Here is a 25,800-nt window from a genome sequence, read left to right as displayed (position 1 = left end):
CCCTGCTGCTGACCATGGAAATTGCCGCTCGCGACCGGAGTGGGACTGGTCGCCACGCCAGGGGCGGAGACCTGTACCGCACTCAGGGTCGAGACCAGATCCAGGCTCGGCTGTACCGAAGGCAGCGGGGCCGCCGCCGGCATGGGCATCGGTGTCGAAGCCAGCGCGGCAGGCGGCTCCGGCAAGGGTTCCGGCTCCTGGGGTACCGGCCGCTCACGCACCTGTACCTCGGTCACCTCGTTCTGCATGTTGATGACGATGGATTTCTGCTCTGTAGTCGCCTTCTCCCCTCCGGGCGGCTCCACCAGGGTGGCCATGAACAACAGGATGCCCAGACTGAGGGCGGTCCCCAGTCCCAGGCTCATCAACTTGTGTTTCATTTCGGTGCCACCGCTACGGCGATGTTGGCGATGCCTGCCGCCTTGGCTTCATCCATCACCCGCACCACCTTGCCGTGGGGTACCCGTTCATCGGCCTGGATCACCAGGCTTGCCTCGGGCTGCTCCGCCAACAGTCGGGCGAGGGTGGCCTGCACCCGCTCCACATCCACCTGTTTGCGGTCGAGGAAGATCTGCCCCTGAGCGCCGATCGCCAGCATGATGCTGGACGATTTCTGCGCCTTGGCCTGGCTGGCCTGGGGTCTGTGTACCTCAAGCCCGGCTTCGCGCACGAAGGAGGTGGTCACGATGAAGAAGATCAGCATGATGAAGACGATATCCAGCATGGGGGTCATGTCGATCTGCACTTCGTCACGCTGGCGTTTGGATTGCCGTCTCATTGCATTACCTTCTCTTCTCGCAGGCCGTCCCGGGTCTTGGCCAGCGCACGCTTGGCCTGACTCTCGAGCCGGCTAAGTAACAACACGCCGGAGAGGGCCACCACCATGCCTGCCATGGTGGGGATGGTGGCGCGGGAGATCCCTCCCGCCATGCTCTCCGGGTTAAAGCGGTTGGCCGCAGCCAGCGCATCGAATACGCCTATCATGCCGGTCACTGTACCCAGCAACCCCAGCATGGGGCAGAGCACCACCAGGGTGCGGATGAAGATCAGATGACGGTTGAGCGCCAGCTCCACTTCTGCCAGCCAGCGCCCGCGAATCGCGCGAGCGTGCCAGCTGTGACGCTCGCGACGCGCCTGCCAGCGGCCCAGCAGCTGACACTGCAACGGTGCAAACCCCAGGTTGAGGTAGAGCAGCCGCTCGATCATCAGAATCCACATCAGCACCAGCAAGGCCAGAATGACCCAGAGCACCGGGCCGCCACGGCCCATGAAGCTCTGCAACTGCTGCCAGATGTCGAGCATCATGCTACCCGCTCCACCCTGTCACCATTGCTTTCGGCCCGCTCGGCCAGGATCCCGGCCACCTGCTGTTCCAGCACGTTGGAGAGCTCGGTGAAACGGGACTGCAACAGGCTGTGGGCCAGGATCAGCGGAATGGCCGCTACCAGACCCTGCACCGTGGTGACCAAGGCCATGGAGATGCCGCCCGCCATGATCTTGGGATCGCCGGTACCGAACTGGGTGATGGCCTGGAAGGTGCCGATCATACCGGTCACTGTCCCGAGCAGACCCAGCATTGGGGCGATGGCCGCGATCACCTTGACCATGCCGATGCCGCGCTCCAGGCGAGGGGTCTCCTGCAGGATCGCCTCATCCAGACGCAGTTCGAGGGTCTCCATGCTCAGTTCTGGATGCTTGTCAGCCACCGTCAGCACCCGGCCGAGGGCGTTGTCGGCATGATATTCACCGCTCTTGAGCTGGCGACGAACCCGACCCAGTTCGCGAGAGAGGCTCCACAGCCGTACTCCAGCGATCCCCAGGCCGATAGCGGCCAGCAGCACGATGATGGCGCCGACCTGGCCGCCCTGCTGGACTTGCTGCCAGAAGGTGGGCGCCTGGGCCAGCATATCGAGCAGAACACCGTGGGAGGGATCCAGCGGCAACGCTTCTCCCTCCTGACCCTGATAAGCGGCCACAGCGGAAAGCACGCTGCCTGGCAGGCCCAGCACCGGACTCAGGCCTTCGGCCTCCGGTTGCAAGAAACCAGCATCGCCCAGCAGGGCGAAGCTGCCGATCCGGGTCAACGTCTGCTCGCTGGCAACGCCCTGGGCATCAAGCACCTTGCCGTTGAACTGGGCAACCCGGCCCGATTCGCGGATCTCCTGTAGCAAGGTGGCTGGCAGCAGGGCAAGGGCGGCGCGATCAGGCACCTGTTTATCCTGTGCCATGGTTTTCAGCGGGGCGAGGCGATCAGGATACTGGCCCTCGACGGCGGATTCGCTCAGCAGCTTGACCGCATCGCTTGCCCCCTGACGGGTGACAGCAAAGATGTCGTTCATGTCGCCGGAGGCTTGCTCCCACTGGGTATTGAGCTCCACCAGCTGCTTTTCATTGGCCGCGAACTGGCTGGCCAGCTCCTTGCTCAGGCGCTGGGCCTCGGCCAGCTTGGTACGGGCAGTGCTCAGCTCCCTGGAGACAGACGCCAGATCCTGCTGAGCCTTCTGTTCACGGGCCTGTTCCTGCTGCTGCCAGGCTTCCTCGGCCACGGCGGCTGTGGTGCCCAGAGAGAGGGCGAGGGCAAGGGGTAACCACTTCATGGTGACGCTCATGACTGGGCCTCCTGACCACGGCTGACGGAAAGGGGGACATTCAACAACTGGGGAACTTTCTTGTCGGCAGCCATTTCCAACGCCTCGGCGATGGGGGAGAGCCACTGGCCGTCGAGGGCTTGCCACTGCTTGTGCTCGGCAGACCAACGCCACGCCTGGGAGCGATCGGCGGTCATCGCCAGCAGGGAGACCCGGCCCAGAGCCAGCACATCGACCCGGCGCGGTGCGCCATCCAGCACCAGCTCGGCGGAATAATGGTCCAGCCTGCTGCCGTATTCGGCTTCAATCTGATAGGCCTGCAATAGCTGGCGGAACTTCTCCGCCTCGCTCACATCGGCTCTGGCCAGCGTCGCTTTCAAGGCAGCAACCCGCGCCAGACGATCCTCCCTGCGCAGCGGGATGTCATCCTGTACCAGCTGTTCCAGATCGGCTTGCATCTGCAGCATCAGGGGGACAAGCCCCTGCCTGGTCTCCTGTACCGCTTCCAACTGCTGGCTCAGCTTGCCCAGCTCGTTTTGCTGATCGGCCACCAGAGACTGCATGTAGCGGTTGTAGGCTTCCAGATCCCGCAGTTGCAGTTGGGCATTTTGCAGCTCAATCCTGGCGGCGACGGCGCCATCGGCGGCTTTCTCCACACGCAGCTGGGAGGCTTTCCCGTCGGCGATACTGTTCTTCAATGCTGGCGCAACCACTTCGTCGGCGGACACGACGCAATGAACGGCCATGGGTAACAAGGCCAGACCCCAAAACTTGTTCATGATATAAATCTTAACAATGATAACTATTCTCATTGTCTCAAAGAGTAGGGTCACTGGCAATCAGATGATTTTCTTGGCCTCTGGCCGAAAAAACAGGATACTTTTTAGACAAGTACGGGAATAACTGGCGTTGGTAGTCGCAACACCATTTTAAATAACTAAAAAATGTCTTTTCGATCAGCAAGATAAGTGATCGAAAAAGGAGACTTACATGTTTAACGATGCGATCTGGGAACACATAGATCGGTTCACCAAGGCGAAGAAGACCAGCGAGATCCAGCAACAACTGGAGCGCTTCAGTCATCAGATGGGGTTTGATTACTTCCGTTTGCTGATTATTTTCCCCATCAGTATGCAGAAATCCCATGTGGCCTTGTTCAACAACTGCCCCACCAGCTGGTTTGATGCCTATTCGGAACGACACTACCTGACCCAGGATCCGGTCGTCTTCCTGGGACTGAAGCAGACCCAGCCCATCTTCTGGAACAAGCTCGATTGTGATGCCCCCTGGTTGCCCAGCGCCAGCAGGGAAGTAATGAACCTCGCCGCCGACTTCGGGGTGAGGAACGGCGTCTCCTTCCCGCTGCACACGCCGCAGGGGGAACACGGCATCCTCTCTTTCATCAGCAAGGAGAAGTCCAATTCCGATCTGATGTTTGAAAACGTTCCCCTGCTGTCATTCTGTGCCAGCTACATCTTCAACTCGGCCCTGACCCTCATCAAGGCCAGGCCAGACCTCATGAAATACCTGGCCGAGCTGTCGGATCGGGAGAAGGAGTGCCTGTTCTGGGCCAGCGAGGGCAAGACCTCCTGGGAGATCGCCACCATCCTCGGCATCAGCGAGCGAACCGTGAACTTCCACCTCAATCAGGTCACCAACAAGACGGACTCGCGCAACCGCAACCAGGCGATTGCCAAGAGCATCTCCAGCGGCATCATTGTGCCTTCCCTGGACGACGTGACCATCACCAACCTGCGGCTGTCGTAGCCTGTTTTGCCAAAACCAAAAGAGCCGCAATGCGGCTCTTTTGTATGCAAGTAATAAAGTTGGATACCTAATCACTCTACAAGACACATCCTACGACATAAAAAAACAGTCACACAAAAATAAAGTAGGATACCAATTGGCGAATGCAGCCAGGAACCATGGGATGACGGAGTAATAAAGTGTGACACCAATTTAGCATAATCGGGAACGGTGGATCGCAAGATACGGCTGATGTAGAGAATCGATCCAACGCAATTTCATACCGTGCGAAATACCCAGAGGCTGCAAGTCGATCCCCGCCAAAGCTGGCGCGGTTAACAGCACACCTTGCTCGTCAAAACTTATGAGGAAGCGATCAAATAGCGCGTCGAGGTTGGCGCTCAGCAAAAAGCCATTGAACACATCCAACCGCTCTGCGTCCGTCCCGCATTCGGCCCAAGGCTTGGCGTGGCTGGCGCGCAGCACCTCAGGTATAGCCACCCCCGTCACGGCACATGCTCCACCCCAGTAATCCAGCATTGCATCACGAAACTTATTTTGCCCAACGCGCTGACGAACCATGCGTTCGACCTCAGTACCGACAATGCCTGCTGGAAGCTCAGAAAGCTCTGCGGCCACGGCCTGCTGGTAATCGCTCGCAGCCTGACTGGGCAAGGCACGAGAAAGACTAGCTGCCCGGCGTAGCAATGCGGCCAGATCCGCCTCGGTACCGACCCGAAACGTATCAGCGACTTGCATCGCCGGAAAACTGCGCTGCAACTCAGGTATCAATGACTGTGAAGCCGTTTCGAAGCACACGTGATATGCGCTACCTTCCAAGCCAACCAGGGCGCGATTGGCATGACGTGCCGAGGCCAAGGTGACACAGCTCGCATCCGAGGTAACCACATGCTCGAAGCCATTGTCGTTGCCGGTTTTCTCGATGAGGGTGCGTTGCAGAGGGTTCATTCCGGAATCCCTGATGGATTGATTATTCGGTTCCACTCAATCGCCCGCTTGCGCCAGTGGGTTTCGATGGATTGGGTGAAATCGGGGCGAACGAGCTTTGCGCGGGCGTCGCACCAGTCGGCCGATTCACGGCGGACTACCACGCCCTCCAGCGGGCCTTGGCGGTAATAACTCTGTTTGGTAGTGACTAGCTGCTTGAGCGCGGTCAGCGTGGCCTTACCATGTAGCACCGTCTGCACGGTTACCAATCCAGCGTTATTGGCCAGTGCATTGCGGCGAGAGGAGCTCCAGAAACGGTCTGCGATGCGGTCGTAGACATCAAAGAGCAGAAACCAGTCCGGCAGTGCCGCGTAGTCCAGCGAATGGCGAGCGGCACACCACTCTCCAAAAAGAATCAGATTGGGCTTGAGCACACTTCGTAAGCTTTCGCTGTGCTGCGCCAGCCATGTAGGCAAGCGGGCGAATTGCCCGGCGTGGGGCTCCGCGAGATACTGTCCCCGGTTTTGCGCGCGTAGATGGCCATCGCGTGCCAGCGAGAAGCCTACATTTGCCCCATCCAGCTTTTCCTCCACCACCACATCACCTGCCAGCAATCCCGTAACCTCATTAGGCGCCAACACTTTGTCATCTCGTGGTGAGCCTTCGCCCAGCCAAGCAAGGTGCGGTGTGTGAGGGAAACGAAAGAAGTCTGACATAGCATTAATCTGGCAATGCAGGCAGTGGTTTGCCGGGGAACTTTTTGAGATAAAACCCACATGCATCCGCAGAACACAAAAACTCGACATGAACGCCTTTTGCCTGCAAGGTGGGCCACCAGTCTAGCCATTTGCAATCGGCTGCTTGCCAAATCGGCGGCTTATCCGGGTGTGCATGGGCGACTGCAGCGAATTTGCGATCCGGCGCATCAAACGCAGGCTGTAAGGTTGTATCTGGGAATTCGGCGAATTCATTTTCGGCCAGCTCGGTAAGGCTGATCTGCTCCACTCGCGCAGAGTTGCCAGCTTGGCGTAGCAACCATTTCAGGAACACATCGCCAACACCTTTGGGCGGGTTAAGGCTGGTTTTGTTTTGATACTCACCCAAAATCCGGTAGTCATCGTCGATCACGGTGATGCCAGCGTTTTGCATTGTCTGTAATCGCTTAACACATTCAGTGACACAACCCTCCGACACGCCCACATGCTGGCCATTGGCAACCAACAGAACATTGGTATCAATGACTGCCCGCATCATTTGCAGCCTCCTTGGCAATTTCTTTCTTACGCTGCATCGCAGCCAAAGTGCGACCAGCAATATCAGCCATTTCGTCGCCGAAGAAGTTTTCAGGCCAATTTTCAATTTCGCCAAACATATTCAGACGTAACGGCTCCAGCTCGGTGGCGGAACCTGTACGACGGCAGAAATAAACAGCCACATCCTCTGATGCCACAGCACCTTCGGCGATGCGGCGTTGCAGGCGATTGAGAAAATGTTCGGAATGACTTTCAACAATCAGCTGAACATGGCGTTCTCTCCCATTTTCGCGGGCCTGTGTAGCGGAAATAAAAACATCAGCCAACTCGGCTTGCACCTGTGGGTGCAAATGAATTTCCGGCTGCTCCATCCAGATAGTCGAATTCGGCGGGCAATAAAATGCCTGAACCAAGGCTGGCAAAACCTGCGATACGCCAAAGCCCACATCAGTAATCTTGACCTCACTGGCGGTGGCGTGGGTTTTGACCACCACCTCATATTCCTTCCGGCCCTCAGCGACAGGCTTTACCGCAAAACTGTCGATAATTCCCAAGTCTTTGAGCCATTGAGCGATAAAGGCATCAAATCGAGCCAAATGCCTTTTGGGCCCACGATTCAGTTTCCGCTCTTGCTCACTGGCAGCCAGGATGGCGGCAACGGCAAATTCACCCTTTTGCCCCACGCTTTCTGGCGTTTCGCCTGACCATGAATAGATTCTTTTGGGGTGCTCACGGAGTGGCCCAAGGTAATAAACGCTATTGAGCGCGGCTTCCGTATTCAGCGCAAAATCCGACAAGAATTCTGCATTTTGAAAGCGGGCGCGACTTTGGTCAGAGATACGGTAAAACTTGTCCGGATCATCCAGCGGCCAGCTTCTGCCCGTATTGCGCACAAACTTGTATTCGTCCGACGAGATTTCTAGCTTCCCTTTTTCGTCCCTGCTGTAATCAACAACCAGTTGATTTTCACTGTTACGCAAAAGCTGATAGGCCAGTTTATCCACTCTTGGCTGCTCTTTGGCATCCGCCGAGAGCGTGACTGAAAGCTTTAATTCATCCCCGGAAAATTTCTTTTTACTGAGTGGATCGCGAGCCTCCAGGTCTTTGCCCTGCGTCTCCCAGCCCAGTTCAAATTGCAGGGCGTTTTGCAAATCGTGGTTATGCAGGCATTCGGCAAACGTACCCAAATCAATCAAGGCATTTTCGTCACCCAAATGCAGTGGGCGCTTTCGGTCGGCCGATAATGTGGTTTGTTTGAGCGTCAGTAACAAATGGCCCAAGCTGCTTTTTCCTGCGCTATTGGCACCGAAAATCACCGTCAAGGGAGCCAACCTGATCGGCCCAGTATCCTTCCATGCTTTGAAGTTCTTTATATGCAGATGAGTTAGCATCAGTGCAATTCTCCTGTTTCTAATTTATCCCACGCCTCTAGCACCAGCCGCTGGGTGCGGTATTCGCCATATTCTCGCAGTTCCTTATTTTTCAGCACGCGGAAGGTTTCGCTGGGGTAATCCTCACCCATGATGTCGGCGGGGTCGAGGATGTAACGCAGCTCGTCGCGAGTGAGGCCGTAGAGTTTGGCGTAGTAGGCGTCGAGTTCGGCACGCAGGACGGCGCGGAGGTCAGGATCGAAGGAGAAGGGTTCGCCGTGATAGCCCAGGTCTTCAGCCCAGGGTTTCAGATCATGGGAGGTGTAGGTGAGTTCGAGGACGCGGGGGAGGACAAAGTTGAGGTCGGTTTCGGTGTAGTGCTCTGGCGGTAATACCGGAAACTGCTTTAAGTATCCATATGTGAGATGTGTACCGCCAACTTTGACGCGGGCACAAAAATCCAGAACCAGCGTGCCGAGATTAGCCAGCAATGCAGCGACCTTGGCGATCTCTTGCGTGACCATAAAAAGAGGCATGGTATGCCCCACCCCTACCTTCGGCACCACACTCGCAATCACGGTGCGTTCGTCCGTCGCACGGCAAATATCCCGCCAGCCCATAAGCCATGACCTATCCCAGCACCATATCACGTTGCCGTCGCGATCGCGTTTTTTCAGGCGTTCTTCCACTTCTGTTTTTTCCACCCAGTAACGCGGGGTAACGGTGTAGGCGGAGTCGGCTTTTTCGGCATTGGTCACATCGCGGCTATCGCCTTCGGCGGTGTAGGTCGCCCAGCGGTGGTCGAACTGGTGGATCATTTTAGCCTCAATCAACGGCACACTGTCCGAGGTCGGCTGATCGAGGAACAAGTGGCTGTCGCTGGTCATATTAAACAGACCTTGCGAAAAGCTGATGCCCCAGGGGTTGCGCTCTGGCTGGAGGAGTTTGTCGGTTTTGCCTTCGCCTTGCCAGATGGCTTCACGGATCAGCACGGGGGCGGCACGGTAGAGTTTTATGGTCAGCTCGGCATCGCGTTCGCTGCGGAATACCGGGCAAGTCAGCGTGTTAGGGTTGATCAGGCGGAACTCGTCAGGCGTGAGTTTGAAGCGGCGGCGTGGCTCGGCCAGTTGATTGACTTGCGTGGCAAAGCAGACGAACTCGGCAGCCCCTGCCTGGCCAAGGGTAAGCAAGCAGAACTTGTAACTGCGATGCACCGACGGGAAGACCGCTTCGCGGTTTTCGATGTCGAACAGGCTGATTAATCGGCCCTTTTGGGTGATCTCGCCAAAAAAGGCTTTGGTACTGTCGTCGGTGGCAATACCTGTAGGCACGATGAAACCCGCCCGGCCTGTGGCGTGGGTAATCTGGTGGATAGTTTCAGCAAACAGCGGGTATGTGTTGAGCTTGCCTACAGCCGTCAATGGGTAACGCCCAGACTCACGCACAAAATTATTTGCGGCAGCTACACGCTGACTTTCTGATTCGTATTCAGCCCATAATCGCGGTTCAATCTTCGGCAACGCGGCAATCGCTCGTTTGCGCTTATCGCCCGCAAGTTCAGCAATATGAGGGGCGCGAGTGGCGAAGAATTCCTCCTCGCCCATTTGCATTACTTCCCACGGCGGGTTGCCGAGCACGCAATCAAAACCACCACCCGCAAACACTTGCGGAAAGGCCAGTGGCCAGTGCAGCACCCGCGCCACCTTGCAGGCGGCTTGCGCGGCAGCCAGCGCCCCTTGTTGTTCGGAGGGTAAGGTATCGCCCAACAAGGTGAGGTAAAGAGTGGCACTGGTGGGAATCTGTTCCTCGGTGCCTTCATGCTTGGGCAACAGGTAGGTCCCTACCAGAAGATCAGCAGCGTGCGCCAGTCGACTGGTTCTGGCTTGCGCTAACAGTCGACGATAAGCCGCCTCTTTGCAGGCAATCTGCTCGGTACTATTTTCCGGCAAGGCTTCTAGCGTCTGAACTTCCTGTAACAATTGAGCATCACTTAAATTCAGTAAGCCTTGTTGTCGTTGAAAGTCTTTAACGAACTGCTTCAACGCTGCAGCATTGGTTTTGGAGAGCTGTTTGCAGACATCTTTATCATCACCGGACAGTGGCTTGAAAGCATCCTTAGCGATGCCCAGCGTCAGTGCTTTAAGATCGACGAGTCCTAACAGGGCATCCCCCACTTGCAGGTGATGGTCAAGGAAACCAAGTGGGCGCCCCTCTTCAAAGCCTTCCAGCCACAGAGCAGTGCGAGCCAGCTCGATGGCCATGGGGTTGCGGTCGACGCCGAAAATGCAGCGGCTGACCACTTCGCGCAGAGCATGCCGGAAGTCTTGTTCCTTTTGTTCACCTTCTGTTGCGCGTAATTGTGCAAGCTTTTCAGCAAGACGCCGTGCTGCTGCCAGCAGGAAATGACCACTACCACAGGCAGGATCAATGACGCGAATAGCAAGTAATGCTTCAGTTGGGTTCTCGGGAGCATCGGCAATGCGTTGCTCAATAACAGGATCAAGCGCAGATTTAATCAGCTCCTGAACCAACGAATCAGGCGTGTAATAACTGCCACTCAATTTACGGGCATTACCTGCAGTACTACCTTCGCTGGTGATGCCAACAAAGCCAAATTTGCGTGCTACAAGATCAATTTCCGGCACCAGCTCCAGCAAACTCTCGTAAACGCTACCGAGCTCCTCCGGCCCCATATTACGGTAATCCACCGGCGCTAATACATGCCCGCTTTTACCTACTGAATGACTTGCCCAGCGCAGTTTCTGCATGGCAGTCAGCAGGTGAACATTATCGAGACTGGCAGCATCCAACTGGGGACACTGGCCATCAGCAAACAAACCACCTAATGCGGGTAACGCCAACCGAGGCTCGCCTGCAGCCAACCCTTTAAATATGATCCGGGTGGCTTGCCAATGATCATCAAATCGGTTGCGCGCACGACGCTTCAAACAGAGATCGCGCAGACGCGCCAGCGCATAACCTTCAGCATAAGCGCGGCGGGCAGCTTGAGCTACTTGGCTGTCATCCTTGGGATGAAGCAGTTCCCGGTCTTCGATACTGAATAGAAAAATTAGCCGATAAATAAGGCGCAATAATTGCTGAAAATAATCATCTTTGGACAAAACACCAGAGTGAAACGCACTGCGCAGTGCTTCATTCGATGGATGCTGGATAAAGCCCTCACCCAAGGTCAGCAAGGCATCCGTGACACCCTGGCGTAGACCATCTCGAACTCGGGTACCCTGTTCTTGTCCGGCAGCGCGCCATTTCTCCCATATGCACTCAGCAGGGTTACCCGCGGAGCGACTCGCGTGCAGCAAGCGCCAGACATTAGCAAACTCAGCATAGCGTTGGCCGCCCAATAAATCGGCCAGATCAATTTCAAGATAACTGGGACGAGTCAGCGTAGCCGCATCTCTCAACAATCGCAGGCTTTTACCATTGCATACCATACCCCAGAGGCACTCGGCGCTTGCGTTAAGGAATTCCTGCATCAGCATGAAGGCCGACTTTTTACGAGCGCCAGCACCGGTTATGGAGAAGCGCGCATCCGCCTCATTCAATGCCAACGAGTGGGGAACCACCACCACAGGTACGCTATCCGCCAGCAGACTAACGGGATAACGCCGATCGCCGATCGGTATACCAGAACAACTTTGGATACCGGTGTATCCAAACACATCACGCAATAGTTCTTGCACAAAGGTCAGGGTGAGTACTGCGGCATCTACATCTGAGCGGTCGAGCTGGGCAGAAAAATGCCGCCACTGGGCACAAGCAATCTGGAAAGCTCGACTGTAATCATCCTTGAGCTTGAGGCCTTTTGGGGTGCCATAGTCGGCCTCAGTCTGCCACTGGGCACTACCCAAAGCAGCTTTTTCAAGCTGGTCCGGCAAAAACAAACCGCCTTCAAGGGTAAGGGTCGGTAGGTTTAGTGCCGTATAGTTTTTGGTGATTCTTTTCATGTCATATCCCTAGTGGCTGCCGGTTACAGCGAATCAGGCAACAGCACATAGACTCCCACTACGTCCACCGGCAAGCATGCTTGCACGCTGTATTGCCCCACATCTCGGGCCGCCTCACGGACACGTCTGTGATCCGCTAACAGCGTCGCAGCTCGCTGCTCCGCTAGCGTCTGTAATTGCTGATGATGAGCCGAGATAAAATCCAGTGAAGTTCGGATTTCTCGCTGAATGACATCACTAGGCAGGTTGCCACTTGGTGTGCACTCCAACAGCCCTCCCACATGCTCATCTTGCAGCCATTGTGGATTGCCACGGCCAGCCACAGCCAACGCTACGGTTTCCTCAGCCATCATCTGAAATGGCTGACGGCGGCGGACGTACTCAAGTTGATGACGCAAGCGCAGTAAATATATTGTGGTAACCACATCCACGGCTTCAGTTAAGGTCGCAGCACATCGCGCGGCAATCGAGGCATTATCTGAAGTAGTCAAACTGGTTTCTAACAGGTGATCAGCCAACACACTGACTAATGGATGACTACGATGTAATTCATTGAAGTTCAGCAATAACGGTTTGGATATGCCCTCATCTGCCAAACGTAAACGCAACGCCTCTGGTAGATGCTGTGGCAGAAAACGGTACTGCTGCTGTTTGCGTGTCTGTTCTAGCGGTGCATTAAGTCGCGCACAGGCACTATGTAAGAACCGCTGCACATCTGCCTGAGTGCCAAGAGCATCTTGTTGTTTTTGCCATTCAGGTAGCACTTCATCTGGGCGGATTCTTCGCTGGGCAAAGACGGTACGGTTAGCTTTGGCCTTTTCCAGTGCGTCCTGCCACTTAGCCTGCAAGGGTTGAAGTGGCACATTAGCCTCAGCAAACAGATCTGGTGTATATGGTTGCGCTCCACCACCGCGCTTCATGAGTGCAGCTTTGACCAATGCCTGGTTAATGCGATCATCATCCTCAGGCATAGGAACCAGAACTCCCAGTTCTCTTTGTATTGTCTCACCTTTACGTAGAATGACGTTTAACACAAAACCATCGACCGGATTATCTTGGCCGTAAAGCATCGTGCAACGCACATCAACCGCTTGCTGGCCAAACCGGTCTACGCGCCCTTCTCGTTGTTCGTGGCGGGTGGGGTTCCAAGCCAAATCGTAGTGAACAACAGCTGTAAACAGATGTTGCAAGTTAATACCTTCCGATAGGCAATCAGTCGCAACCAGAATGCGAGTCTCGGCCTCCTCCATCGCCTCAACTCTCTCACGCCGCTCTTCCGGCATGAGCTCTCCAGTGACGGATTCGATTAACGCGTTGGGAAAGGCTTTACGTAGATGTTCGGCCACATAGTTAGCAGTGGCTATGTAGCGACAAAACACCACAGGCTGATAGCCATCCTTAACCAACACATCAAGATGCTGGTGCAAGGCCAATAATTTAGGATCACCCTCAATTCCGGACAGACGCTCAGCTTCCTGAATTAGTCTCTGTAGTCGAGATGCCTCTTCCAATTGAGCTGGCGGCTCTAAGTCTTGGCTATCTAGGTCATCCGCTTCGCCATCATGCAGACGCTCATCAGCCAACAACGCATCGGTTTCAAGACTACCATCAAGACGTGTTGTTAGTGCCTTGACTGCGGCGGCCGGTGATGAAGCAACACAACGCAATAAGGCCAGCGTTGCGTACCAAATCAGGCGCCCCCTGCCTTCCCCTTCTCGTTCAATGTCTTCAGCTAGTTCTCGGCAATACTCTTGAACAGAATCAAAAAATGCCCCCCAATCACCACTGAGTTGATATGTGACCTCAGTTTTCATTCGACGCGGAAAGCCTCGACCATCGCCCGTCTCGGCTTGCCATTCGGCGATATCCTTGCGACGGCGTTGTACAAAATGCCGCGCTAGTTCTTGACGAAGTGGATCGCTGGCGGATGTTCGGCTTTGCAATGCGACAAAACGCGGATCAAGCAGCGAGAGCAGGTTGTAAAATGCGGCTTCATCACCGGAGTGTGGCGTAGCAGTAAGCAATAGCAGGTGTCGATCTTCATCTTTTGCCAGACGTTGCAACAGTTCAAACCGCAGCTGCTTACCCACACCACTACTAGCGCAGGTATGAGCCTCATCGACGATCAAAAATGAAGGTGCGACAGACAGAAAATACTCGCGATGCCGCTCACTCTTGATGTAGTCAAGACTGACCACAACTACTGGGTGATGGTCAAACAAACTAACACCATGTGGCAAATCACGTTCAATACGCGAAGCAGACGCCGACGTTAGTGCAACAGTCTGTAAGTTGAAACGGTTTTCCAGCTCTGTTTGCCATTGGTCAACCAGATGCGGCGGACACAAGACTGCCAACCGAGCAATTTCTCCACGGTCCATCAACTCTCTGGCTATCAAACCCGCTTCAATGGTTTTACCGATCCCAACGTCATCCGCAATAAGAAGACGCACGGTGGTCAGACGCAAAGCCATCAACAACGGCACCAACTGATAACCACGGGGTTCAACAGCTATGTTGCCAAATGAACGAAATGGGCCACCACCTGCACGCAATTTGAGACGCAATGCATCACGCAGCAGTAACGCAGCAGCGTGATTGCCAGCTTGCTCAGGCTGTGGCCATGGAAAGGTAGCTGGCTCAACCGGTTGTAATTCAAGCTCAGGAATAAGGGCGATAATGTCATCATCCGCACCGCCAAGAGGCCTCAGTCGCAACCAATCTCTGCGTGATTCACTTTGGACTACCCATTCACGGCCACGGGCACGAACAAGGTTGCCAGGCATAAAATCGTGTTCAAGCTGAGTCATTGTTTATTCTCATCGTTGCCGAAAACATCGGGATAGGCCGCAAATTGAGCCTGCCATTGCGATGGATCGGAGAAATTCAGGACTTGCCAACCTTTGTCGGCCATTATGGCTGCCGTATCGGTATCAATGTTTTCAAGAAACACTAGGGCTCGTGCCGATTTGTATTGGCCTGCAGCCGTTGCCACACCTTGATTGACGGATACCTGCAGAGCATCTGGACGACGTAAACCAGAAGCATCCAAGGCGAACAGCCATTGGTTAATCAATTCATCCACGGGGGCACAATCAGTTGCAGGTGCGGCTGTCACTTTTGACTGCACCTCGGCATTAGCCAGCGCCACTAAGACCTTGAGCGCATCGGTGTTGCGACGATTAATATTATCGTGGTCAGGTTGGTTAAAGTAGGACAGCAGGCATTGATAGCAGCCAGCCTCACAAATCCGGTTACCCAGCGCATTGGTTTGCTCCAGCGCAGGCAAGTCTTCCAGCTTCCATGGCCCCTGTGGTGCGTTATAGTGCAGCAGCTTGAGTGCGTTGCTGGCAACCTGCGCCAAGCTGGCGGGATCGCTTGCTATACGAGTAAGCACACCAGCGCCACCTTCTGCTGCTTCGTAAAACATCAGAGCTCGGCGCTCGTCTGCCTTGGGCAGCGGCTCAGCAACCAGCTCTGACTCTTCAATCTGGAAAGTCATCTCGATTCCGCGCTTGAGCGCTGCTTGCAAAGTCGCCATGGCCTCAATCGATAAAGCATGCGTCGGAGCGAGGATCAACAGGTTGCGGTGATCCTCGACAAACGGAACAATTCGCTGATTAGGTACCTTGTCGAGCAAGGCTTCGTCTGTGCTATCAGCATCGTCCCCCCCTGGTTCGTCCTGCTTACTCCAGGTGCCTGTGATGGGATTGATATAGAAGCCCAACTGATCTTTGTCCTTGCGCCTGCGCCAGCCTCGGTTGATACGCCACAAGCGAGCAGCTGGTGCATACGTCAATTCGGCCAAAATATCTTCACCCCGCCTGACATCAGCCTTGCGCTTCTGGATGACCCCATCGGGGCCTGGCAGGAAACGATAGGTGGTTTGCAACTCAAACCCCTGGCGTTGGCGATCCTCGTCGTTGATGGTTATTCGCTCGACAGCGATAGTTTCCACGGTTTCAATGCGATAGAGCTCACGCACCCAGTCGTGCTCGGTCAAGAGCGCACCGCAGTTTTCGCAACAATTAACCAATGGTTGCGAGCCTCCTGGTTCACCCAAATGCCCATAGCCGCACTGACTGCAGACCAGCGAGGAGATAGTGGCAAGCTGACTATTACCGGAAATGTGATCGGCAGAACCCACATTGAGTTTTGCGCGAACTACCCGGTACATACGACCCTGGTGGTAAATCAAGCTGCGCGGACCGAATTCTGACAAGGCCAAAAAGCGTGGACGGCTGACCATGCTGCCATCGTCATCTTTCCCGTTTGTGTTGGTGCCACCACGAGCAGGAATCCACGCCATCAACGGCAGGCGCGGGAAGTTGTAGCCCGGGAGGAAACCCTGACTGGCCAAGTAACGGTAGGTGTAAAAATCTGAGTTCTGTGTGTTGCCGCTCTTGAGCAAAATAGCGTATTGGCGAGCTGCATCCCCATAGCGGCGCTGAGCATTCTGTCGCTCGCTGTGTGACGCGGTATGGCTTTTAACTATCTGGTCGGCCATGTCCATCTGCGTGCGTGTGGCATCGAACAAGACGCGCCAACGCTCAAGAGCAGATGAAAATGCCTGAGCCGCCCGCTCAATCACTTTTTGGACGTAATCTTCAGAAAACCAATCACTATCGGCCAACTCACGTTGTAGCTGTGCAATGACGCGTGCCGCGCTTTCCTGGGCTCGCTGGGTAGTCGCAGGATCATTTAGAGCATCGAGGTAGGACTTGATCAGCGGTTTGCCCGGCTGGTCGAGGTCCAGCATAGGAGCGATGCTAACATCAAGCGCAACATGGGCATTGGCCAGCCAGACAGCCTGTAAATGACTCTCGACCAAATCTCGGTTGGCTAGATCCAGCGTAGGTGCCCGGACGATGCCATGCACCATTTCGTTGGCATGATGGAAAAACCACTGATCATGTGGGCTTAACGAAGCACAATAGGTAATCACCAATGCCTGTTGGCCAGAGCGTCCAGCGCGCCCACTACGCTGTGCGTAATTGGCTGGCGTCGGTGGTACATTTCGCAGGTACACGGTGTTGAGTGCTGAAATGTCGACACCTAGCTCCATGGTGGGTGAGCAGAACATGACGGGGAGACGTTCCAGCGGTGCTTCGTGCGCAGGGTTCTCTGCCCAATCCTTGCGGTCTTTGTCGGTGTAGCGGAAGCGCTGTTCCAACAGCTGGCGTCTTCCAGCATCAACCTGGGCCGTGTGTTCCTGCGCCTCAAAATCGAAGAGCGGATGGTTTTGATGACGTAATAAATCAGCGATATTGAGGTAGAGCGCCCGAAAAAACTGATTCGCACGAGTATCTTCATTTTGGAGTGACGCATCGGGCAAACTCCAATCCAAAGCAGCTGCATTCAGACGCCAACCAACCAGCTGCTGATCTATTGAATGTTTCTGGACATAACCGTATAGCGCAGATGCTTGAAGGAGTGCTTCTACCAACTCGACCCACTCAGGATCTTTCCAGCTTACAATCTGACCGGCAAAGGCTGTTTCTTTCCAGAAGGAAGCCATTTTAACTTCGCGCAACAGGCGCGAACGAGGCCCGCCCGTAACCAAATCCGTTCTTAATTTTCCTCTGTATTCGGGTCGTTTCCCGAGAATCAGATATTTAGCGGTTTCCAACTGCTCGTCAGGCGCAAATGCCCAACGTTCGTTAAGGTAAGCGAATGCGCTGGTTCGAGCCTTGTCTTGCTCGACGGGATCCAGATAACGAGTCTCGAGACAAAGTCCTCGGCGCATCGAGTCGAAAACTAAGCGGCAAAGTTTTGCCCTATTTACCGGATTCAATTTTGACAACGTGCCATTCTTTTCAAATGCAGCAGTGTCAGCACAAAACTCATCCAGACTGCGGTAATTAATTGCCAGCAGCCCCAGTTGATCTAGGTTCGGGTTGTTGAATCGCCAGCCACGTCGAAGATCACGGAACAAGCGGTACCCAATGATGAAGCGCAATGTGCGCTGTGCCTCTTGCCGAGCCAACCCCATGAGTTTGGGTGTGCGCAAGTATTCACCCAAGATAGCCTCGTCCAGCCGCGCAAAGCCAAGCGCATTGAAAACGGCATCGGACAACTGCTCCTCACTCAACTCGCTATTGTTGTTTTGCAAAGCACCGATGAGACCGGCGCGCAATGTCAGTAAAAAGACGAAATCGTTGAAGTGCCCGGCCTGTAGCGCGGCATCCTGACGATTGTCGGTAAACCCAAGTAGCTTGCGCGGATCTGGCTGGCCATTCGTTGGCTCCATATCACCAAATAGTTGACGTAGTGCTGTCAGCGTCAGAATAGTGGTGGCAGATGATCGCCCCTCACCAGAAAGGCTGGCCAAGCGGTTAATGTCCTTGCCATGTGCTTCATGCAACTGACCACAACACAGACAAAAGCGGAATTTTCCGGGGATGTACCAGAACGATTCACCATGCCCTTCGTTGCCTTGCACATCCACAATGACTCTGTAAGGAACTGCCTTTTTGTAATTCTGCTTGACCTTAGGTTTATCACGACTTAGGTCTAGCCACGTCTCTGGCAAGCCTTCAAGGTCACCGCTATAAGACAGATTTGGAGTGGCAGGACACAAAAATCCGTAATAGACATCTTCATTGTCGTCCGACGTAATATCATCAATCTCGCGCGGGACGTACGTTGTCCGAGTCTTTTTTGATTGCCACACTGGTAAATATTCCTGTCCGCAATCTCGGCAAAAATGAACAGGATAGAGCTGAGCACCTTCATCTTGACGACCAGGTGCGAAACGCTGCGCATCTAACGTGACATGACGAACACCCTGCGCTTCGAGTGTGGCGAGCACTTTTCCCGGACCACTGATGAACTGGTGTAACTTGAAGGCGAATGGCGGTCGCCCTTGTGGTGTTCTGATTTCATGAGCAGCCACAAGAAACTGCTGTAGCGCCAATCGTGCTGCCTCAATTTCACAACCAGCGTCTTTGGCCAGTTTTTCACTGGCTATCTGGATAGTCATAGGCTTTGCACGACGTGGCGGCTCGTTGTCAGGCAATTCAATTCCGAGATTAAGTTCAACCCAGATCGAGAGCGGATCAATCCGAAACGCATCAAAATCTGCCCACGCGAATTGAGTACGCGCCACAGCGCCACCTAAATCAACCTGCACTGCAGCAACATCTTTCAGCGGATCGGTCACGCGCTCAAGCGTTTCACCAATGATGTCTTGCTCAGTGATGCTTGCGCCAAAAAGCTTGCTAGCAACCTCTGCTACGGTTTTGTTTCGATCTGCTAGGCTCCCCGTGCTCGACATGGTGGCCGATGTACCGATGCAAACAAGCTCGTTAGCCTGCAGACGCTCTCGTATCCGCCGCACAAGCAATGCCACGTCCGCACCTTGACGGCCACGGTAGGTGTGAAGCTCGTCGAGAATCAGGAACTCCAGACCTTGACAATGATCCACTACGCGGCAATCAACCTCGTCAAAACGAGTCAGAATCAATTCCAACATCATGAAGTTAGTAAGCAGGATGTCGGGCGGGTTGTTTGCTATCGCATCACGCTCAGCCTTTGATTCCTGCCCTGTATACCGTGCTACCGTGAATGGCTGTTGCCCAGCCGGATAGCCATAAAGAAATTTGTCGAGTTCTTCGAGCTGGCTGTTCGCCAGCGCATTCATCGGGTAGATGACGATGGCGCGGGTTCGAGCTGTTTTATCCTGGTCTTTTGCCTTCAATATCCGATCAATGACCGGAATAAAGAAGGACAGTGACTTACCCGAACCAGTGCCCGTTGTAACAACATAGCTCTGCTTTCCCTGCCCCTTAGCCAGAGCCTGCATCTGATGCGCGTAGAGGTGCAGCGGCTCAGGATGACCCTCCGCTTTACCAACCTGGAACAGATCCGCACAGGCAACGTGCAAAACCCCTTCCGTAACCAACTGCTGCACCGTCCCCTTACGCTGATAGTTTGGATTGATTTGGATAAGGGGTTCTGGCCAATAGCGCCCATCTGCGTATTGTCGCTCAACTTCATCCCTGATATCCGTAGCTGCGATCCGGGAAAAACTGCGTGAAAACGAGCTGTACTCACTGATGAGCTGATCACGGAAGCCAAATACGTTGTTCATCTTCTTTATGTCCTTCCATTAGGCGCGTGATAGCCGGGTGCCAACTTTGCGTTCTCAACGCCGTACAAAGCCAGCGAATCGCTGAGCCAGAGGCGGTACTGTTCTTCTTTAAGACTGTGATCGGGTGAGGCATCAACGTTCCAGCGCAGCAGCATGTAGCCCGCAACAGCAGCCCGTACTCGCATTCGTATCGAACCACCAACCATCCCGTAGTCCATCTTGATGACCTCTGGACGTTCAAAACGCGGATGAGGCACTAAGTCCAACTCCACGATCCGCGTCCACTGAATGTCGTTGTCCGGACGCTCGTTAGCCTTAGGTTCTTCATCGAGCAGGATCGGCGCTTCGATGCGGGTGACAACGAAGTCGCGGAATTCGCCACTCTTGCGATCAAAAGCTCGGACGTGCCAGCGCAGGCCGGTATCGACCAGCGCGAAGGGCACAATGATCCGCTCGGTCTCGCCGCTGCTCATTGAGTGGTAGCGGATGGCTACTGGCCGCTTGGCATGGATGGCCCGGCAGATCGGAGCCAGCACATCCATCTGTGGGCAGCTCAGAGCCACAGGAGACTCGCATGGCAGCATCGGCTGCGAATCGACGTTCACGCCATCACCAAACCCAAGAGCAAGTGCCGACAAAACACGCTGCATTGCATGCTCGAAAATCGGAGAAAATGCTTTGCCGATGCGGTAGATCTTGTTGCTACCATCGAATTCAATGTTCTGCGGTGCGATTTCCCGGTACAGAGCCAGATCGCGCGTTGCCCCTGCCGGAGCCACACCGAAGCGCTCAATCAGATCTGGGCGACCAATATCACCGAAGAAGTAGAGCAGGAAGTCGATGTAAGCCAGTCGCTCTCGCTGGGCAAGGCTCAAGTCCTCGACCCGTTTAGTGGGTGAACTAATCATGTGCCGTAGCTACAAAATAAAAGGAGAATGTAGTGATGTAATCCATATAGCGCCATGACCATAATCAAATTGATGATAATCATGCACCAATTTTACTATAACAACAAGACGTGGAGCCTCAAATGTAGACATTGAGCGTCTTATATAAAGTCTATTTATTACGTTATATTGAAGTCATCCAACTATGAAATCTTGCTGCCCAGTGCTCAATCGATTCCTCATGCAACTTGCCCTTATCCACTGATTTGGTCTGCGGGTGAGGAATGCCTGAATAGCCATCCTTGCCGCAGAGCATTTTTAGCCGCTGACTTGGCCAGTGCAGTGATTTCTGGGTTAACTCTTCTGCCAACAGCGTAAGCTGCTTGGGCCAATCCAGAGACGATTTCAGCCGTAATAGCAGGGTGGATAGAGAACAAACACCATCAGATGTATCGACTTCTAGGATATAGAATGTGCGGCCCTGCAACTCCACCTCAACAACCGCCAAGCATCTTGGATTGCCATCCAGAAGCAGATGACGTTTACAACGGTAGAGCTTAGGTAGCTTGTGCAGTTGCTGGGAGCGAATGACGCAGCCATGGATTGCCACCAACTGCTGAAGCATCGACTGAAAACAATCAAACTTGTTGGCATATAGACGCAGATCATCGGTTTCATCCGCCTCTGCAGTCCACTCAGCACTGGGCAGTATCCCCCCAAAAACTGACTCTTCAGTACTTACGTCCTCTGATGCCTTGGAGCTAATCTCATCGTCAGCCTTACCCTTAGCTCCCTCCTGTTTTTTATCAGCTATTTTGCGTGTGTTGAATGCTTTGGAAAACTCAAATACGACAGAGGGAGCCTGCAACAAAACAGGTTTAGTATTCACACTCGCATCAGCCCCATCATGGACCGAATGGATGGGCGGGCGTTCAGCGACCAAACGCACAGCACCGTCCCCCTCTCCATGCACATACTCTCGCAACTTGGGATGGAAAAACTCTACTTCGTCTGGAATCGCAGCTTGGACGTTTCTTAGACTGGCTACCTCGTAAACCAGCATGCTTTGGGTTTGTTTATCAAATCGCCCTCGAACCTCAAAAGAAGCGGAGCGTAAAGGTGGAGGGGTAAACTCGAAATCCCAGTGCCGATATCCACTTTGTTCATAGCCATTCAACTTTTGACTACGACCAATGCTTTCGTAAGAGGCTCGGGCATCTGGGTCGATCAAGATCCAGCTCAATAAACGTCGCGATTCATAATCATCCAGAGACTTAAGTGGATAGCTAGAGGAGGGTAATACATTCACCCGGGCTACGTTGGGACCATGGTGTTCAATCGAAAACTCACTTCTCAGATAATCAGGCTCAAGTGCTGAGCGTGAAAGATAGCCATCGTGTAAGAACAGTACTCTTGCCAGCTCTAGTTGGGGAAGATAGATCTGTATGTTGTTTGCCAAAAAACAGAAGCAGTGTTGACGTTTATCCATGGCGCGAATAGCCAAGGGAACAGGGAAATCACCTAAATATCTGCGTTGCCAAGTAGCCGAGCTCTCGATGGTAAAAGAGAGCCGAAAACCGGCAGACTTATGCTTCTGTGTCGGATTCAACACCCGCTTACGAGCCAAAACAGGAAGATTCGAAACCCGCAGCGACCCGATTTCAGCTTGAGGAGCCAGATCCAGATTGATGCCCCACTGTGTGTGATTAACTCGCCGGAACAGAGAACCGATTGCCAAAATGGTTGTATCGTCAGATACCTTTTCAAAACGGATATCCTGCATCAAGCCCCCAATACATCTCGCAATAGGTCATCAGCCAGCGAGGTTAATCGCTCATCACTCAATCCAGCCAGGCGAAGAAGTCGCCATCGGCGCAATGAATTACCAGTCTGCACCAGCAATCCGGCAGCAAGAGCCAAACGACGAATCTGATAACCTGTTATATCTTCACAATATCGTTGAAAAAACAAGCGAGTAAGAGGCATAGAGCGCAAGTTTTTCTCAATCATGGCTCCCGATAGAAGTTTCGATAGATACCAGTTCCTCGACAGCCGAGGGGAATCAAGCATCAACTCATGTTGATCGAGGATATGGAGTAATTGACGACAAACCATGCGATCCCGCTTTGGCCAATCGACACGGAGATTGTCTCTAGCATGGCCCTGATGGTGTTGCCGGTTAAATTGCAGAAACCAGCTTCGATCATGCCGATACAGCCAGGCGTATAACGCCTGATGAGATAAACGGGCCTGCTTCACCCCATGGCTTTCCAGCAACTGCTGCCATCTGACTCGATACTCTGCCGATAGGCCGCTCTTTTTATCTGGAGGACAGGGATCGAAAGCATAAATGCCCGTTGGAATGCTCTGCACCTCGTCCAACACAGCGACCATGTCCCACGACTCGGGCAACAGGCTATCCAGGACAACGATATGTTCCAGATAGCTGAAAGATTTTCGGTGCTTGCGAAAGATAGCCTGCAACCAATTACCCGAATCGTTATGAAGCGCCAATCCATGCTGCTCTAACCAATCAGCCGACCAGCGAGCCATGACAAGCTCATGGATCGTTTGATGATTTACATGCTTCGCCTTAGCACAACCCACCAAATTGGCGAGCTGATGGTAAAAAGCACTCCATTGAGAAAACGTGGGTGAAGTATCAGGTTGCCGTTGCAACAAAGCATTGACTTGGCGAGTGATCCGGATGGCGTGCGCATCCGCTACAGGCTGAGGCAGTAGGGGACAAACTAACGGGGAGGCGGCAACAAACTGATGGCGATGGTAAGCATGGCGTTCAATATTGGCCTCCAGTAACTCACCATGCACCAGACAACTATCAGCCCCCATCACCTGCCATTGCCGTTGCCAGTAGTATTCGCCATGGCCGCTGCGCTGATTTTGCAAACATTGCGGACAGTAGCGCAGGGCACGAGACTGTTTAATTCGGGATGCCACTACCCCAGGATCAGATGAATGGCACCTTGAGAATCCCCAGCCATCTGCTCAAGACAGTGACGCCTGCGCTCTTCAGTGGTAAATGGGGCATACAGAGGAAATAGCGTGTGCAGATAAGCCAAACGAACAACATCGAGCCCCATACTCTCCGGTAATAATTGAACCAGAGGGGCCAGATGATTGGGCAGATCAACCGTTGCAATGACATGCCGGTTTGCAAAAACCTCATCCAGCAACTGCTTGGGGCTGGTTAACCCCAGGTGTATTCCGGCTCTGGCCACCAAGCTGTAAATCAGCTCATCGGGATAAGGAACCGGAAAGTTCAGCATGGCTAACCAATCCTTCTCAACCAATCATCTACATCGAAGGTGAGCCCCGCTTTCTTGAATGCAGGGTAGAGGAGATTGCCCTTGCCACACTGGGAAAATTTGAATCGCAGGTCATCAGAGTGCAGCATGTGCCACTCCTTCTGCCCAATGCCAGCAAGCTTGGGCTTAGTCTTTTTCTCTGGCTTCTCATCCGGGTTGTACCAATCAAGAACAATGGGCATCAACTCTCTGACGGAATGATTGGGATAGGAGCTAAAAGCACGTTCAATCAACGGCACAATCAGTTCTGAATGGCAGTCCATCCCCACAAGCAGATTATGCAAGCGGATGGCCTGCTCATTGCCACCATAGCGGTTCTGATGTGAGTCCTGAGAAGCTTTTGCCTCTTCAATCTTGGCACTCAGCACCAGGATCTTTTTGTCTATGTCCGGGATGCTCAGATCCGAATATCTGGCGATTAACTCAGGGTCTCTGGAGCGTAACGCTGCCAACATGGCATGAACTGGTTTGAGCTCATCCTCATAAACCTGTCGCAACAACTGAGGGGTGATCCGTTCAATACGGGTGGCAATGGCTCGTAACTGGGCAAGAACAAAGAGTTTTACCACTATGTCCAACACCCCCTGAGACAGATCAAACCAGCAATCCCGTACCTCATCGGACAAGATTTCCTCTCGTCGTTGCAGCCATTGGTATTGCCAAAGCTTATCGGTGAAGGCCATCCACTCTGTGGGTTTGAGCTGGTTGGTTTCCGGATCCACACTGGGCTTGGTTGCCTGCATCGGCTCCCAGAGCAATGACCCAAAACCGGCTCCGCGCCTTGCCGATCTCAAATCCATTTCAAAGATAGGTCTCGCCTTGGGTGTGCCAACCATGACAACAGGCAAGCCGATCACATTCACCAGCGTCACGAAGAAGTTGAGCATCTTCTCCACACCACCGGAACGGCTCATGCTCAGATGCTGAATCTCATCAATGACCAGCACCCCAATTGCATGCACATTGGCAATTTGGCTCATCAAGGCCATCAGTGTCTCAACACTATGGCGCTTGAGTGCATACTTGCGTTCATAGTCGGTATGCAGCACCGCATCGATAGCCCTGAAGAAGTGGTGACACAGGCTTTTCAGTGAACCATCATGGGGGCAATCCAGCTTCAGGTAGACGATCTGGGTAAAGTTGTATTGCTCGTGGTAAATCACCTGAGGGTAGGTTGCCAATATCCGGTTGATAGTGCTGCTTTTTCCGGATCCAGAGCACCCGATCAGAGACAGGCTGCGAGCGGTCGATTTAACCTGCTCGAACCGAAAAACATCCAGCTCGCCAGACATGACCCGCTCATAACCATTTTGCAGATGTGCATTCAAAGAACCATCACTAAGATTACGTCCGACATATCCCTGCCGGATCATGATGGATAACTTTGACTCCAGTTGTAAGTGGCGGCTTATCGGTTGAAAAAAATCATCCAGTAACTGGGATATCACATGAACACGCCAAGGGCCGTCAACATAGATATCCTTTGGATCAAACTTGATAGAACCGCTTAACCCCTGCTTTATCTGCTGCGTGGTCATGATAGGTGGCAACGCCTCTATCAGGGGGTTGCCACGGTACTGTTCTATGCCAGGGTCGTTGTAGACGGCCTTGGCCATATTGGCTGG

General features: G+C 53.7%; 18 protein-coding genes (1 of these 18 cut by a window edge). 1 reads left to right on the top strand and 17 read right to left on the bottom strand.

Annotation, left to right across the window (positions count from 1 at the left end):
* The 5 genes in view from C2U47_RS10370 to C2U47_RS10350 are tightly spaced (each overlapping or abutting the next) and all read right to left on the bottom strand, a layout consistent with a single transcriptional unit that may run on beyond the window.
* A protein-coding gene (locus C2U47_RS10370; RefSeq protein ID WP_049637203.1) for an energy transducer TonB crosses the window boundary here: on the bottom strand, positions 1-380 show its 5' portion. 283 nt of this gene lie to the left of the window's left edge; only the first 380 of its 663 coding nucleotides appear in the window; its start codon is at positions 378-380; its stop codon lies beyond the left edge, outside the window.
* Complete coding sequence (locus C2U47_RS10365) at positions 377-778, bottom strand: ExbD/TolR family protein (protein WP_010672232.1); 402 nt, start codon at positions 776-778, stop codon at positions 377-379. The genes C2U47_RS10370 and C2U47_RS10365 overlap by 4 nt, the downstream gene beginning before the upstream one ends.
* The gene (locus C2U47_RS10360; RefSeq protein WP_049637204.1) at positions 775-1,305 is read right to left on the bottom strand and encodes a MotA/TolQ/ExbB proton channel family protein; all 531 of its coding nucleotides are present in this window, start codon (positions 1,303-1,305) and stop codon (positions 775-777) included. Before C2U47_RS10360 ends, C2U47_RS10365 begins: the two co-directional genes overlap by 4 nt.
* Positions 1,302-2,609, bottom strand: coding sequence for a MotA/TolQ/ExbB proton channel family protein (locus tag C2U47_RS10355; RefSeq protein ID WP_039040619.1), 1,308 nt, complete (start codon positions 2,607-2,609; stop codon positions 1,302-1,304). The genes C2U47_RS10360 and C2U47_RS10355 overlap by 4 nt, the downstream gene beginning before the upstream one ends.
* Positions 2,606-3,367 carry a DUF3450 domain-containing protein gene (locus tag C2U47_RS10350; protein ID WP_045522614.1) on the bottom strand — a complete coding sequence of 254 codons (762 nt, stop codon included), beginning with the start codon at positions 3,365-3,367 and terminating at the stop codon, positions 2,606-2,608. The genes C2U47_RS10355 and C2U47_RS10350 overlap by 4 nt, the downstream gene beginning before the upstream one ends.
* Before the next feature lie 211 nt (positions 3,368-3,578).
* On the opposite strand from C2U47_RS10350, the gene C2U47_RS10345 reads away from it, so the two are divergent.
* Positions 3,579-4,355, top strand: coding sequence for a LuxR family transcriptional regulator (locus C2U47_RS10345; protein WP_010672236.1), 777 nt, complete (start codon positions 3,579-3,581; stop codon positions 4,353-4,355).
* Between the two features lie 192 nt (positions 4,356-4,547).
* On the opposite strand, the gene C2U47_RS10340 is transcribed toward C2U47_RS10345, so the two are convergent.
* The 12 genes from C2U47_RS10340 to C2U47_RS10285 form a co-directional block, all read right to left on the bottom strand.
* A complete protein-coding gene (locus C2U47_RS10340; RefSeq protein WP_103261638.1) occupies positions 4,548-5,303 on the bottom strand; it encodes an HNH endonuclease in 756 nt (251 codons plus the stop codon).
* Positions 5,300-5,998, bottom strand: coding sequence for an RNA ligase family protein (locus C2U47_RS10335; RefSeq protein ID WP_103261637.1), 699 nt, complete (start codon positions 5,996-5,998; stop codon positions 5,300-5,302). Before C2U47_RS10335 ends, C2U47_RS10340 begins: the two co-directional genes overlap by 4 nt.
* A 4-nt stretch (positions 5,999-6,002) precedes the next feature.
* Positions 6,003-6,536 carry a hypothetical protein gene (locus C2U47_RS10330; RefSeq protein WP_103261636.1) on the bottom strand — a complete coding sequence of 178 codons (534 nt, stop codon included), beginning with the start codon at positions 6,534-6,536 and terminating at the stop codon, positions 6,003-6,005.
* Positions 6,517-7,926, bottom strand: a complete 1,410-nt coding sequence (locus tag C2U47_RS10325) for a DUF3696 domain-containing protein (protein WP_103261635.1) — start codon at positions 7,924-7,926, stop codon at positions 6,517-6,519. The genes C2U47_RS10330 and C2U47_RS10325 overlap by 20 nt, the downstream gene beginning before the upstream one ends.
* A complete protein-coding gene (locus C2U47_RS10320) occupies positions 7,926-11,870 on the bottom strand; it encodes an Eco57I restriction-modification methylase domain-containing protein (RefSeq protein WP_103261634.1) in 3,945 nt (1,314 codons plus the stop codon). Before C2U47_RS10320 ends, C2U47_RS10325 begins: the two co-directional genes overlap by 1 nt.
* Positions 11,871-11,893: 23 nt before the next feature.
* Positions 11,894-14,680, bottom strand: a complete 2,787-nt coding sequence (locus C2U47_RS10315) for a helicase-related protein (RefSeq protein WP_103261633.1) — start codon at positions 14,678-14,680, stop codon at positions 11,894-11,896.
* On the bottom strand, positions 14,677-19,962 hold the full coding sequence (locus C2U47_RS10310; RefSeq protein WP_103261632.1) for a DEAD/DEAH box helicase: 5,286 nt from the start codon (positions 19,960-19,962) through the stop codon (positions 14,677-14,679). The genes C2U47_RS10315 and C2U47_RS10310 overlap by 4 nt, the downstream gene beginning before the upstream one ends.
* A gap of 5 nt (positions 19,963-19,967) precedes the next feature.
* Complete coding sequence (locus C2U47_RS10305) at positions 19,968-20,837, bottom strand: helix-turn-helix transcriptional regulator (protein ID WP_233735885.1); 870 nt, start codon at positions 20,835-20,837, stop codon at positions 19,968-19,970.
* A 196-nt stretch (positions 20,838-21,033) separates the two neighbouring features.
* Complete coding sequence (locus tag C2U47_RS10300) at positions 21,034-22,632, bottom strand: Tn7-like element transposition protein TnsE (protein ID WP_103261630.1); 1,599 nt, start codon at positions 22,630-22,632, stop codon at positions 21,034-21,036.
* Positions 22,632-23,807 (bottom strand): TnsD family Tn7-like transposition protein, encoded by a 1,176-nt coding sequence (locus C2U47_RS23520; protein WP_267893316.1) that lies wholly within the window; start codon positions 23,805-23,807, stop codon positions 22,632-22,634. Before C2U47_RS23520 ends, C2U47_RS10300 begins: the two co-directional genes overlap by 1 nt.
* On the bottom strand, positions 23,807-24,136 hold the full coding sequence (locus C2U47_RS10290; RefSeq protein ID WP_103261628.1) for a TniQ family protein: 330 nt from the start codon (positions 24,134-24,136) through the stop codon (positions 23,807-23,809). Before C2U47_RS10290 ends, C2U47_RS23520 begins: the two co-directional genes overlap by 1 nt.
* A gap of 2 nt (positions 24,137-24,138) precedes the next feature.
* Positions 24,139-25,791: an AAA family ATPase gene (locus C2U47_RS10285; RefSeq protein WP_233735884.1), complete on the bottom strand. Its 1,653-nt coding sequence runs from the start codon at positions 25,789-25,791 to the stop codon at positions 24,139-24,141.
* Positions 25,792-25,800: the final 9 nt, after the last annotated feature.

Origin of the sequence: Aeromonas sp. ASNIH7, assembly GCF_002903485.1 — a bacterium.
GTDB lineage: Bacteria > Pseudomonadota > Gammaproteobacteria > Enterobacterales > Aeromonadaceae > Aeromonas > Aeromonas caviae.
The sequence above is the reverse complement of the archived record's forward strand: the minus strand, read 5'-3'. Positions and strand labels throughout refer to the sequence as shown.